This is a genomic window from Shewanella sp. NKUCC06_TVS (assembly GCF_019345515.1).
In the GTDB taxonomy this organism is placed as follows: domain Bacteria; phylum Pseudomonadota; class Gammaproteobacteria; order Enterobacterales; family Shewanellaceae; genus Shewanella; species Shewanella oncorhynchi.
Genome location: NZ_JAHKQX010000013.1, coordinates 89,070 through 102,248 on the forward strand (window position 1 = coordinate 89,070; position 13,179 = coordinate 102,248).

The window sequence follows — 13,179 nt, forward strand, 5'->3', positions numbered from 1 at the left end:
CAAAAATATAAATTACATAATCCAGATTTAAATCATTAGTCTTTTACATTCCACAATATAATCTTGATCATACTTTAACGCTAAAAAATAACTCACCCGTTAACCTTTGATAACGATCAAGGTTTTGTCATATTAAAAAACTATTATACACACGCAAGACTGCTAAAGCTTGAGGTGTAAAATTCTCGATTATTAAACTTACGCACCAAGCAAAAGCAATATTATCTTTCCGTTTATATCACTAATAAAACAGCGAGAAAAAATACAGTTCCAACTTCAAGTTAAATATTTCATAGCTAGATATGTGATTTACTCGCTTCAGAATGATGATTTAACCAACAATAAAAAAGGAAAATAACATGCTTAAAAAGATGATGCTAATGTGCGCACTGTGCTTTTCAACTAATTTAATGGCGGTATCACTTGCCGACAGTCATTCTGAAAGATCTGACTGTGAATCCTGCCATAAAGATAAAAAACCTTCAGCGGATTATGTTTTTGAAAATCAGCAATGTGTATCATGCCATGGAGAAATGAAAACACTCGCAGGCGAAGCTCATACTAAACATGATGGCGTTTTAACATGCACCAATTGCCATATCGCTCATCAAGAAAAAGCACCAGCAGATGCTTGCAAAGAATGCCATTAATTCACTAAAAATCTAAAACCAAAGGCCGAAGAATTATTTATTTTGAATGGAACCATTAGGCAGGATGCCACTTGACCCAACCTCCAAGGGTGTTTGCCATCTATTGCTCACAGGTGGCAATTTTTACCTCCGTTTTTATATCCTTACAATATGTTTAACGGCTCAATACTTAGCTCAGAATCCCATATCCGGCAAATAGGACAAGTTTACGTATGCTAGGTAAGCCATAGACGACTCTCAGGGGATTGTTCTCAAGAATGCCAATGCCTTTTCTAGGTCACGGGTGCGCGCCATCGGTGGCAGCGAGTTTAAAAAAGCTTGGCCATAGTAGCGATTCACAATGCGATTATCGCAAAGGATCAGCACACCACGATCTTTTTCATCACGAATAAGACGGCCAACACCTTGTTTCAGCGCAATAATCGCCTGCGGTAACGACACTTCAATAAAAGGATCGAGTCCCTGACGACTCACATTGTCGGCTCGGGCGCGATACAGGGGCTCATCGGGCGACACAAAAGGTAATTTGTCGATAATCACGCAGCTTAACAATTTGCCGCGCACATCCACCCCTTCCCAAAAACTACTGGTACCGAGCAATACCGCATTGCCGAGTTGGCGAAACTTAGTCAGCAGACTCTGTTTACCCGCTTGGCCTTGTACCAGCAGCGGATACTGAGTGCGAGTTCGCAATGCCAGCGCCGCTTGTTCGAGCATTTTATGGCTGGTAAATAAAATAAAAGTCCGTCCCTGCGCCGCATCTATCGCTTGCACGCACACATCCACCAGCTGCTTTAACGCTTGCTGTTGATTGGTCACGCTCCCAAGTTGTCTCGGCACACAAAATACCGCTTGGCGGGGATAATCGAAGGGACTGTCGAGAATGCTTTGCTGCGCATCAACGATACCCATTTCTCGGGCAAAATGAACAAGACTGCGGTTGACCTGCAAAGTTGCCGAGGTAAATATCCAGCTGGTTTCGGGTACAAATAACTGTTGGCACTCACGGGCAATATTGATTGGTGAAATTCGCAGCACCACAAAGCGACTGCCCAATTCGATGCTGTAGGCCGCCAGATTATTATCGCAGTTAAAAAACACACTGAGCTTATTATTCAGCTCAGCCAACTTGATGGCGATATCATCTAACAATTCACTGCGGCCAATATGGGCCATTAATAAATTCTGCAGCGCAGTTAATTCCGCTAATAAATCCCATGACGCCCCTGCGAGCGCTTTATTGCCCAGCACTAAACGCCAATCGGATTCGCCGCAGGAATATAACTGATTATGCCAATCACTTAATTTAGCGAGGCAACGCTGGCAAAATTGGGCGAGTTGCCCAGTATCACTGAGTTCGGTCTGATAAATAGCGAGTAGCTTTTGAATGAAATCATCGATAGTACGACTCGAACATTGCTGGCCAAAATAGTTAACGCAAATATCGGGTAATAAATGCGCTTCATCGAAAATCACCACATCAGGATCGGGTAATAACTCGGCAAAGCCCGTGTCTTTCAGTACACTATCGGCGAAAAATAAATGGTGGTTAACCACAATAATTTTGGCATCCAGAGCACGGCTGCGCGCCTTGCGGGTAAAGCAGGCATCGTAAAAATCGCAGCGCTTACCAATACAGCTTTCCTTAGTGCTGACCACAAGCGGCAGCGCCGAAGAATTCTCAGGCACTGAGGTTAAGCCGCCAATATCACCATCTTTACAGGTGCTCGCCCACTGATTAATTTTCAACAAATCATCCAACAAACGCGCATCGATATGTGTCGCCTCACTCATTTGCTTATCGAGTCGCCACTGGCACAGATAATTATTGCGGCCCTTTAGTAGAGCCAGTTTAGGCTCAATCCCCAACATGGCGACCAGCGCGGGTAAGTCTTTAAAAAACAACTGCTCTTGCAAGTTTTTACTGCCCGTACTGACGATGACTTGCTTACCGCTCAATATCGCGGGGATCAAATACGCAAAGGTTTTACCTACCCCCGTACCCGCCTCAATCACCAGATTGCCCTTCGCAGCTATCGCCTCACTCACTTGCTGCGCCATTTGCATTTGGCTTGTTCGCGCACTAAACCCTTGAATATGTTTAGACAATACTCCATCGGGCAAAAATGCGCGTTGCACTTCGGACGCGAGTCGACTCACCGCAGCGGCGCCTTTTAAGGCAGAAGGCTTAGCGACGGTTTCTTTAGAGGAAACATGCTTTGATGTCGGTTGGCGGGAGCGAGTCAAAGGGAGAATCAATCCTTTATCAAGGTGTTAGGAACGTCAGTGAAAACAGTACTGCAAGTCCACACAATAAATTACTGAGCGAGTGCATAGTGAAACTTTATAAGCACAAACAATGGTTAGTACCGCATGCCGCTGCCGTAAACAATAGCGTTAAGCTTAACAGCTCGAAGCATTATGCTGATTTGAGATAAGACTACAAGTTAGCCGCGTAATTAACGCCAATTTAAACGTCGGTATTTGCTAGCATCCGCCAAAGCATGTGCGCTAGCTGTAACAGTTCGCAAACTTCTGTCGATTTCAGCCTGCCACTAACCATTTGAAATAAATAAGCTACCTCAGCAAAGCAAAACTCTATACCATTATATACGCTCGATAACAGGATGTTTCAGTGCCCAAGCATCAATACTAAGACGCAGGTAATCAGGATGAATGATGTCAAACGTTAGTCTTATCAATTTAAAAACAAGTGACACCACAACGCTACAACGTCTGCTCCAACTTTATTATTTTGATTCAACATCTTGGAGTAAAGAAGATATAGGCATTGATGGGTTATATGATGGCTCTACAGCCTCAGATCTTGAATCCTATGTTAACTCACAAGAGGCAAAAGCCTACCTCATTTGGGTAAATGAAGTATTGATAGGCTTTGTTCTACTAGAATGGGTTGAAGATGAAAAAAGGCTTATCTGGGAACTGGCTGACCTCTTTATTCTTCCTAAATATCGCGGTGGTTGGATTGCGCTCGAAGTAGTCCGTCAAATATTTGAGCAGATTAGCACACCGATACTGGTCGCTACGTTCAAAGAAAATGAACTGGCTTTGCGCTTTTTTAAAGCGGTATCAAAACGATTACAGCTTAATTCAGTACGTGAGTTAATCGAGGATGAAACTACGCCGTTTTATACTTTCATCATAAATGAACACATCTAACAATCGATGTTATTCAAGTTTTTCTAAGCCACCCATTGTTTGTAGTGGTACGGTTAATTTGGCCATCTAGTTAGAATTGACCTCAGCAATGTCTACGTTTTTGACCTTCGCCATACTTATCGTAATGTGAACTAGACGATTGTGAGTAATAGATCTAACGCGCTTTTGTCCAAAAGCGTGCTGCATGTCTCCTTAAAACCTACAGTTTATGCTAATGCTAAAAAGGTGAGCCATGGTGATTAGCGAGACGACCGTCCGCCCCATGGACGGGGCGGTCGAGCATCCAAGGATGATGGGATGGACACCTCTTGTGAAGTAGGCGTCATTTACGCCATATTGAATTTGCACGTTCAATAACAACAAAAGGTGTCCAAAATGAAAGTTACACTAATAGGAATTGATCTCGCAAAAAATATCTTCCAAGTATGTGGAGTTAATCAAGCAGGCAAGAGTGTTTTTAACCGTTCGATTAAACGTGCTCAGCTCCTGACTTTTCTGCGTACTTACCCTGATGCCACTATTGCGATGGAAGCCTGCAGTGGCTCTAACTATTGGGGCAGAGAGTTACTTTCTCTCGGGCATGACGTCAAACTGATCCCGCCTCAGCATGTTAAGCCATTTGTCAAAGGCAATAAGAACGATCGCAATGATGCCTTCGCTATCTGTGAGGCAGCGCAGAGACCAAACCTGATTTTCGTCCAGCCGAGAACCTTAGCGCAGGTTGATATCATCATTACCCACAGAATTCGCGAGCGCCGGATCAGAATACGCACTGCACTAACCAATCCAATTAGAGGCTTACTAAGTGAATATGGAATAGCCCTCCCTAAAGGACGTAATCCATTGAATCTTTTGCTGCCGGAATTACTTGAGGATGCCAGTAATCAACTCACTACGATTGCACGCCAATACATGCGTGAGCTGATGGAAGAGTTGCGTGCGATCAACGTTGCAATAGGTGCGCTGGAAAAAGACATCAAACTACAGGCAAGAACGCACCCAGATGCCAAGCGACTGATGGGTATAAGAGGCGTTGCAGAAATCATTGCCACTGCCGCGGTGTCATTTGCCGGAGATGGCTCAGGCTATCATGGTGCTCGGCATTTTTCTGCAAATTTAGGACTGGTTCCTAAAGAGTTTTCCTGTGGGGGAAAACAAAAATTGGGCGGCATAACCAAACGAGGTAACAGCTATCTGCGGCGGCAACTGATCCAGGGAGCTTGGTCGATTATTCGCTATGCAAGTAAGAGTAATGACAGAATCTCCGTATGGGCCTTAAAGGTGATTGAGCGGCGAGGTAAACAGAAAGCGGCAGTAGCAATTGCAAACAAATTGGCGCGGATCATCTGGGCTATGCTGTTTCATCGCAGCGAATATCGGCCTTGTTAATATGTAAAAATCAAGTATTAAACTCACCCCAAAAACACGACTACAGACAATGAAGTAACAGGTAATACCGGCCTTTGCAGATGCTGAGAGAGTACAAGGAGCATATGACTCCGGACGGACGATAAGCAGCAAAGGCGCGGTTCTCATTAAGGCCAGAGAGCAAAGATTCTCATAAAAAGGTCGGATATACGTACGCAGTATTACTTTCTGTTACTCAAAAAGTGGTTGATCTATTCGAGGTGTCCATATACGGACTGGCTATGAGTAACACCATGGCAAGCCTGTATTAATGAATATCAGCAAATGCTCACAACTCAAGTTACAGTTCCCCCTGCACGACTTCCAACACATTTCCATCTACTTTCAACATCCACCCAACAAAAATGCTCAATAACTTTATTTAACGATAACCCTCTGCCTTTCACAAAAACGCATAAATATTCTCATTTAATTCAAATTGGCTGTTGCAAAGGCTCATAAAAGCGGTTAGTTTAAATCCACTTATACGGATAGACGTCCGTAACAACGAATTCAACGCTTCACTGTATTTCGAGCAGTTAAGCCAATAAAGTTAAATACCGAGAGAGTAAAATGAGCCAACTACTGAACGCTATCCACCACCATCACCACCATATGCGGTAGCCTTCGGACGCTCACTGCCGGAGGACTATATCCTTCTGGCGGACTGATTCAAGATGATCATAAACCCCTGGAAGGAATTCCGGGGGTTTTTGCATTTAGGCGTTAATTTTGGTTTTAATTTAAATAAAAAATTTTTAGATATTTAATAAATTATCAATACGTTAGCTAGAGCACTTAACTAGAGTTCTTAGCTAGAGCCCATTGAATGGCAAGGCGTATTAAACCGATTAAACAACACATTTTGAATCTTTTAATTTTGATACTTTTGAGCGAGATAACACTATGACTGAATCGAACCGTTTACGCATCGCCATCCAAAAATCTGGCCGTCTTTCTACTGACTCTCAGCAACTGCTAAAAAGCTGTGGTGTTAAATTTTCTATTAATGAACAACGTCTTATCGCTCACGCTGACAATATGCCTATCGATTTACTGCGCGTTCGTGATGACGATATTCCAGGATTGGTGATGGACGGCGTGGTCGATATGGGGATCATCGGTGAAAACGTGCTCGAAGAGGAACAAATCGAGCGTCAAACTCTGAACAAACCCGCGGATTGCCTCAAGCTGCGTCAGTTAGATTTCGGTTCGTGTCGCCTCTCGTTAGCCGTACCAACAGAGTTCAGTTACGCCGATGCCTCCTCGCTAGAGGGGTTGCGCATCGCTACCTCTTACCCGAATCTGCTGCGCCGTTTTATGCAACAAAAAGGCATAACTTATCGCGACTGTATGTTAAAAGGCTCGGTTGAAGTCGCCCCGCGTGCCGGCCTTGCCGATGGGATTTGTGATCTCGTATCGACGGGTGCCACCTTAGAGGCCAACGGTTTATACGAAACCGAAGTGATTTACCGCTCTATGGCCTGCATCATTCAATCGACCCAAACCCAAACACCGACTAAACAAGCACTCATCGACAAAATTCTGTCCCGCGTCAATGGCGTTATCCGCGCCCGTGAGAGCAAATATATCCTGCTGCACGCGCCAACCGAGACCTTAGATCAAATCGTCGCCCTGCTGCCCGGCGCGGAAAACCCAACCGTATTGCCATTAAATGATGATACTAACCGCGTTGCTATACACGCCGTCAGTACCGAAGATTTGTTCTGGGATACTATGGAACAGCTGACCGCACTCGGTGCCAGCTCGATTCTGGTAATGCCAATCGAAAAAATGATGGGGTAATGTATGGAAATCCTAACTTGGTCAACCTTATCAACCGCCGAGCAAAAAACGGCGCTGAAACGCTCGCCTTTAATTGGTGACAGCGGCTTAGAGCAAAGCGTTCGCGCCATTATCGATGCAGTGGCAACGCGGGGTGATGCCGCTATTGCCGAATTTAATCAAAAGTTTGATGGCTTCAATAGCGCGACCAAAAATTTAAATGGACAAGGAAGTGGCGAGCTGCGCATGGGTGAAGCCGAGATTGCTGCGGCAAGCGCACGGGTATCACCAGAGCTGAAAGCGGCGATCGCCAAAGCCATGGCAAATATAGATGTGTTTCACAGCGCCCAGCAATTTCGTCCGATTGATATGGAAACCGAGGCGGGAGTACGCTGCGAGCTACGTAGCGAACCGATTGAAAAAGTGGGTTTATATATCCCCGGTGGCAGCGCGCCATTAATTTCTACCGTGATGATGCTCGCCCTGCCCGCCAAGATCGCCGGCTGCGAACAAAGAGTATTGGTCAGCCCACCGCCGATCAACAATGCCATTATCTATGCCGCCAATGCCTGCGGGATCACTGAAATTTATCAAGTGGGTGGCGCGCAGGCCATTGCGGCACTGGCCTTTGGCACAGAAACTATTCCCGCGGTCGATAAGATTTTTGGCCCAGGTAATCGCTACGTGACAGAAGCTAAACGCTTAGTGTCACAGGATGGCCGCTGCACTGTGTGTATCGATATGCCGGCTGGTCCTTCTGAGGTGTTGGTGATTGCCGATAGCGACGCCAATTGCGAATTTATCGCCGCCGATTTGCTTTCGCAAGCGGAGCACGGCCCTGATTCACAAGTGATTTTAGTGACAGACTCGCAAGCGATCGCCAATGGCGTCAATGACGCGCTGACAAGACAACTTGCTGCCCTGCCGCGTTGTGATATAGCTACAACGGCGCTCCTCAGCAGTCGCACTTTTGTTGTGGACGATATGCAGCAAGCCGCGCAGGTTTCCAATCAATATGGGCCTGAGCACTTGATCATTCAAACGCGCTTTCCCCGCGAGGTACTGAAAAACATTCGCGCGGCGGGCTCGGTATTTTTAGGCGCTTATACACCTGAATCTGTTGGCGATTATGCCAGTGGCACCAACCACGTGCTACCGACTTACGGTTACAGCCGCGCCGTGTCGAGCCTGTCATTAGCCGACTTTAGCCGCCGCTTTACCGTGCAGGAACTCAGCGCTAAGGGCTTAATAGGATTGGGGCAAGCAGTCATGACGTTAGCCAGTAACGAATTGCTCGATGCGCACAAAAATGCGGTCGCAGTACGTTTAGCTAGCCTAGAGAAATGACCCGCCTAGATCTTAAATGATTAGCACTTAAGTGAATAACTCTTAAGTGATTAGCCCTTAAGTTTATAAAAATAGAGCTGAGTGAAGAAAATGAGCCAAATGAGCAGCATGGAAAAGACAGCAGAACCCACAGCATTAACGGCATCAAAGTTAACACCATCAACGTTAACGCAATCGGCGCCGCTAAATTTAGCCGAGCGTTTAGCGCGCCCTGAGTTACTGGATTTAACGCCCTACCAGAGTGCCCGCAGACTGGGCGGTCGTGGTGATATTTGGATCAATGCCAACGAATCACCCTTCAATAATGTCGATACCGCAGCGCTCGATTTATCGAAATTGAATCGTTACCCAGAATGCCAACCGCCGCAGCTTATCAAGGCCTACAGCGAGTACAGCGGTGTAAGCGAGCGTAAGATAGTCGCCAGTCGCGGCGCCGATGAAGCAATTGAACTATTAATTCGCGCCTTTTGTATACCTGGCGTCGACAGCATTGCCTGCTTTGGCCCGACGTACGGCATGTATGCCATCAGCGCGAACACCTTTAATGTGGGCGTTAAAGCATTAAATCTCAGCGCGGAATATGGCTTGCCGACAAGCTATGCCGAGGACGTTCGCGGCGCAAAACTGGTGTTTATCTGCAATCCCAATAACCCGACTGGCACAGTGATCGACAAAGCCATTATCGAGCAAGCAATCAAAGCCCTGCCCGATGCGCTTGTGGTCATTGATGAAGCTTATATTGAGTTTTGCCCCGAATACAGTGTGGCGGATTTGCTGGAGAGCTATCCGAATCTAGTGGTACTGCGCACTCTGTCAAAAGCCTTTGCACTTGCTGGTGCACGCTGTGGTTTTATGCTGGCAAACGAGGCCGTAGTCGAAATCATTATGCGCGTGATTGCGCCCTATCCTGTGCCGCTGCCCGTGAGTGAAGTCGCCACACAGGCGCTATCGAGCACAGGCGTTGCGCGGATGAAAATGCAAGTTGCTGAATTAAATGAGCAAGGCGCCAGACTCACAGCGGTGCTCAGCGCTTATTGTTCAAAATCGAATAGTTCAGAGTCTCGCGCCCGCGTGCTTAAGCCTAACGGCAATTATGTATTGGCTGAATTTGATGATGTCGCCAAGGTCGCGGCGTTACTGCAAGGCAGTGGTGTTGTCGCCCGCGCCTACAAGGACCCAAGGCTTGCCAAAGCGATACGCTTTAGCTTTAGTTCAAAGGCGGATACCGATCGCTTAGTCGCCCTTTTTGAGTCACAACGAGTTGAATAATAAAACGAACTATATTTTAAGGTAGCGCCATGAACCCACAATTTATCCCAAACGTTGCACAAAAAATTCTGTTTATCGACCGCGATGGCACCTTGATTGAAGAGCCCATCACCGACAAACAGGTCGATAGTCTAGCGAAATTAGTGTTCGAGCCACAAGTGATCCCCGCTTTGCTACGTCTGCAAAAGGCAGGGTTTCGCTTAGTCATGGTCAGCAATCAAGACGGCCTTGGCACACCGTCTTTCCCGCAGGTAGATTTCGATGCGCCCCACAATATGATGATGCAAATCCTCAAAAGCCAAGGGGTGAACTTCGAAGATGTGGTAATTTGCCCACACTTTAATGATGAAAATTGCAGCTGCCGTAAACCTAAGCTTGGGCTAGTGAAAGACTACCTCACCCAAGGCTGCATCGATTTCACCCAATCGGCGGTAATTGGCGATCGCGAAACCGATGTGGAGCTGGGCAATGCCATGGGCATTAAAAGCCTGAAATATCAACGCGACACTTTAGGCTGGAACGCCATCGCCGATGCGCTGCTCAATAAAGGCCGCACCGCCACAGTCGTACGTACCACCAAAGAAACCGATATTCGCGTGACTGTGGATCTCGACAGTTCAGTCAAAGGTAAAATTGATACGGGCATTGGCTTTTTCGACCACATGCTCGATCAAATTGCCACCCACGGTAATTTTAGAATGGATGTGAAAGTCGATGGCGATCTGGAAATCGACGATCACCACAGCATCGAAGACACGGCACTGGCCATAGGTGATGCCCTGCGCCAAGCGCTCGGCGACAAACGCGGCATTGCCCGTTTCGGCTTTAGCCTGCCGATGGACGAAGCCAAGGGCGAATGTCTGCTGGATATCTCTGGTCGTCCTTTTATCAAATTCTCGGCCAATTTTGAGCGTGAGCATGTGGGCGAAATGGCCACTGAAATGGTGCCGCACTTCTTCCGATCCTTTGCCGATGGCCTGCGCTGTACGCTACATGTGTCGACCGAAGGTGATAACGATCACCACAAGGTTGAAGCCCTGTTTAAAGTGCTAGGCCGCGCGCTACGCCAAGCGGTTAAAGTCGAAGGCGATATTCTGCCATCGAGCAAAGGCGTGCTTTAAGGCATCAGCATAAATCGTTTAAGAGGTTAGGATGCAACAAGACACTCTATTAACAGCTAGCCCGCAATTAACAGCAAATGAATCACCAGATGCTGAAACCGTCATCATAGACACGGGCTGTGCCAATTTAAACTCAGTACGTTTCGCCTTCGAGCGTTTAGGCGCTAAGGTATTGGTCACAGACGATAAAGCCAAAATCAAAGCGGCAAAACGTGTGGTACTGCCGGGTGTGGGCACAGCGGGTGCCGCCATGGCGTCCTTACATGAAAAAGGCTTGGTCGAACTCATTCAAGGCCTGACTCAACCTGTGCTAGGTGTGTGCCTTGGCATGCAAATGTTGGCGACAATATCTAAGGAGCGCGGCGGAAAAGGTCAAGATTGCGAGTGCTTAGGCATAATCCCGACCGACATTTGCGAGCTGGATACGCAGTTGCTCAAAGCTGAAAGCCTACCTTTACCGCACATGGGCTGGAACCAACTTAAGCTTACGACAAACTCACAAGGAGCCAAAATCCCTAACGTTCACCCGCTGTTTACGGGCATTGAAGATGGCAGTTATGTGTATTTCGTCCACAGTTACCGCGCGCCGTTGAGTGAATTTACCTTAGCCCAATGTTCCTATGGTGAAGACTTTAGCGCCGCCATCGGCAAAGGCAACTTTATGGGCGTGCAGTTCCACCCCGAAAAAAGTGCCGCCGTGGGTGCGCAAATTCTGCGTAACTTTTTGCTGATGGACGAGTTACAGATGAATGAAGCTCTGATGAACGAAGCGCTGCAAAGCAACTCTGCTGATGGCCAATCTGGTGTAAAGAAGGCTGACCAATGAATAAATTACTCATTAAAAAAGTATTTATTAATAAATTATTTATAAACAAATCAATCAAGGATATGAGCTTATGATTATTCCTGCGATTGATTTAATTGGTGGCAATGTCGTCCGCCTTTATCAAGGCGATTACAGCCAGCAGACCACCTTTGATTTAAGTCCTTTGGCACAGCTGCAATCCTATGAAGCACAAGGCGCTAAGTGGTTGCATCTCGTTGATTTAACGGGCGCGAAAGATCCCGCGAAACGCCAAACTCGTCTTATCAGTGAATTAGTGGCGGAACTAAACGCCAATATTCAAGTGGGCGGCGGTATTCGTACTGAAGAGCAAGTCACTGAATTATTAGCTATCGGTGTAAAACGAGTGGTAATTGGCTCACTGGCGGTGAAAGAACCTGAGTTAGTCAAACAATGGTTTATCAAATACGGCAGCGAAGCGATTTGCCTCGCGCTCGATGTCAATATCAACCAGAGCGGCGAGAAAATGGTCGCCGTATCCGGTTGGCAAAGTGGCGGCGGTAAGAGTTTAGAATCCCTCGTAGAAACCTTTAGCGCTGTCGGCTTAAAGCACGCGCTAGTGACTGACATTAGCCGTGATGGCACCTTAACGGGCGCCAATACCGCGCTTTATCAAGAAATTGCAGCAAGCTTCCCAAACATCGCTTGGCAAGCCTCTGGCGGTATTGCGACTCTTGATGATGTTGCCGCCGTGAGAGACAGCGGCGCCGCGGGCATCATTATAGGCAAAGCCTTGCTTATCAATCAGTTTAACGTGGTGGAGGCAATCCAATGCTGGCCAAACGACTAGTCCCCTGTTTAGATGTGAAAGACGGTAAAGTAGTGAAAGGCGTGCAGTTTCGTAACCACGAAATTGTCGGTGATATCGTGCCCTTAGCCGCGCGTTATGCCGAAGAAGGCGCCGATGAGCTGGTGTTTTATGACATTACTGCCAGCGCCCACGAACGTGTGGTCGATAAATCTTGGGTGAGCCGCGTGGCGGAGCAGATTGATATTCCCTTCTGCGTGGCAGGTGGCATTAAAACCATTAGCCAAGCCCGTGAATTATTAGCCTTTGGGGCGGATAAGATTTCGATTAACTCGCCCGCCTTGACCGATCCAAGTTTAATCTCACGCCTGCAGGACGAGTTCGGCCGCCAGTGTATCGTGATTGGCATCGACTCCTTTTTCGACGCCACCAGCAACAGCTATAAGGTAAAACAATTTACCGGCGATGAAGCGGCAACTAAGGATACGCAGTGGTTCACCCAAGACTGGGTTGAAGAAGTACAGAAACGAGGTTGTGGTGAAATAGTGCTCAATGTTATGAACCAAGACGGCGTGCGCGGCGGCTATGATATCAAGCAGTTAAGTCTTGTTCGTGCCATCTGCGACGTGCCGTTAATTGCCTCTGGCGGTGCTGGGACTATGGCGCATTTTCGCGATGTATTTATTGAAGCTAAGGTCGATGCAGCGCTGGCAGCGAGCGTATTCCACAAGGCGATTATCAACATAGGTGAATTAAAAGCCTATTTAGCGGCCGAAGGCATTGCGATTAGACGCTAGAGCGGTTCTAGGTTCTACAAACAGATTAAGA

At 47.0% G+C, this 13,179-nt stretch carries 11 protein-coding genes; 10 read left to right on the forward strand and 1 reads right to left on the reverse strand.

From position 1 onward, the window contains the following. The first annotated feature begins 359 nt into the window (after window positions 1-359). Window positions 360-650, forward strand: a complete 291-nt coding sequence (locus KO531_RS15070) for a cytochrome c3 family protein (protein WP_028759787.1) — start codon at window positions 360-362, stop codon at window positions 648-650. 237 nt (window positions 651-887) lie between these two features. On the opposite strand, the gene KO531_RS15075 is transcribed toward KO531_RS15070, so the two are convergent. After that, complete coding sequence (locus tag KO531_RS15075; RefSeq protein ID WP_219251577.1) at window positions 888-2,897, reverse strand: ATP-dependent DNA helicase; 2,010 nt, start codon at window positions 2,895-2,897, stop codon at window positions 888-890. Window positions 2,898-3,329: 432 nt separating this feature from the next. Here KO531_RS15075 and KO531_RS15080 point away from each other — a divergent pair, with 432 nt between their 5' ends. The 9 genes from KO531_RS15080 (at window position 3,330) to hisF (ending at window position 13,148) form a co-directional block, all read left to right on the forward strand. Beyond that, window positions 3,330-3,830, forward strand: coding sequence for a GNAT family N-acetyltransferase (locus KO531_RS15080; protein WP_158683085.1), 501 nt, complete (start codon window positions 3,330-3,332; stop codon window positions 3,828-3,830). Window positions 3,831-4,205: 375 nt separating this feature from the next. Continuing rightward, window positions 4,206-5,219 (forward strand): IS110-like element ISShes7 family transposase, encoded by a 1,014-nt coding sequence (locus KO531_RS15085; protein WP_219251578.1) that lies wholly within the window; start codon window positions 4,206-4,208, stop codon window positions 5,217-5,219. Between the two features lie 924 nt (window positions 5,220-6,143). Next, on the forward strand, window positions 6,144-7,043 hold the full coding sequence (gene hisG, locus KO531_RS15090; RefSeq protein ID WP_006086295.1) for an ATP phosphoribosyltransferase: 900 nt from the start codon (window positions 6,144-6,146) through the stop codon (window positions 7,041-7,043). Window positions 7,044-7,046: 3 nt separating this feature from the next. Further along, window positions 7,047-8,369, forward strand: a complete 1,323-nt coding sequence (gene hisD / locus KO531_RS15095; protein ID WP_219251579.1) for a histidinol dehydrogenase — start codon at window positions 7,047-7,049, stop codon at window positions 8,367-8,369. 90 nt (window positions 8,370-8,459) lie between these two features. Beyond that, window positions 8,460-9,638, forward strand: a complete 1,179-nt coding sequence (gene hisC / locus KO531_RS15100; RefSeq protein WP_219251580.1) for a histidinol-phosphate transaminase — start codon at window positions 8,460-8,462, stop codon at window positions 9,636-9,638. A gap of 29 nt (window positions 9,639-9,667) precedes the next feature. Next, complete coding sequence (gene hisB / locus KO531_RS15105; protein ID WP_219251581.1) at window positions 9,668-10,759, forward strand: bifunctional histidinol-phosphatase/imidazoleglycerol-phosphate dehydratase HisB; 1,092 nt, start codon at window positions 9,668-9,670, stop codon at window positions 10,757-10,759. 31 nt (window positions 10,760-10,790) lie between these two features. Beyond that, window positions 10,791-11,585, forward strand: coding sequence for an imidazole glycerol phosphate synthase subunit HisH (hisH, locus tag KO531_RS15110; RefSeq protein WP_219251582.1), 795 nt, complete (start codon window positions 10,791-10,793; stop codon window positions 11,583-11,585). Window positions 11,586-11,655: 70 nt separating this feature from the next. Next, window positions 11,656-12,393, forward strand: a complete 738-nt coding sequence (gene hisA, locus KO531_RS15115) for a 1-(5-phosphoribosyl)-5-[(5-phosphoribosylamino)methylideneamino]imidazole-4-carboxamide isomerase (protein ID WP_131525899.1) — start codon at window positions 11,656-11,658, stop codon at window positions 12,391-12,393. Next, a complete protein-coding gene (gene hisF / locus KO531_RS15120) occupies window positions 12,375-13,148 on the forward strand; it encodes an imidazole glycerol phosphate synthase subunit HisF (protein ID WP_006081894.1) in 774 nt (257 codons plus the stop codon). The genes hisA and hisF overlap by 19 nt, the downstream gene beginning before the upstream one ends. Window positions 13,149-13,179 lie beyond the last annotated feature (31 nt).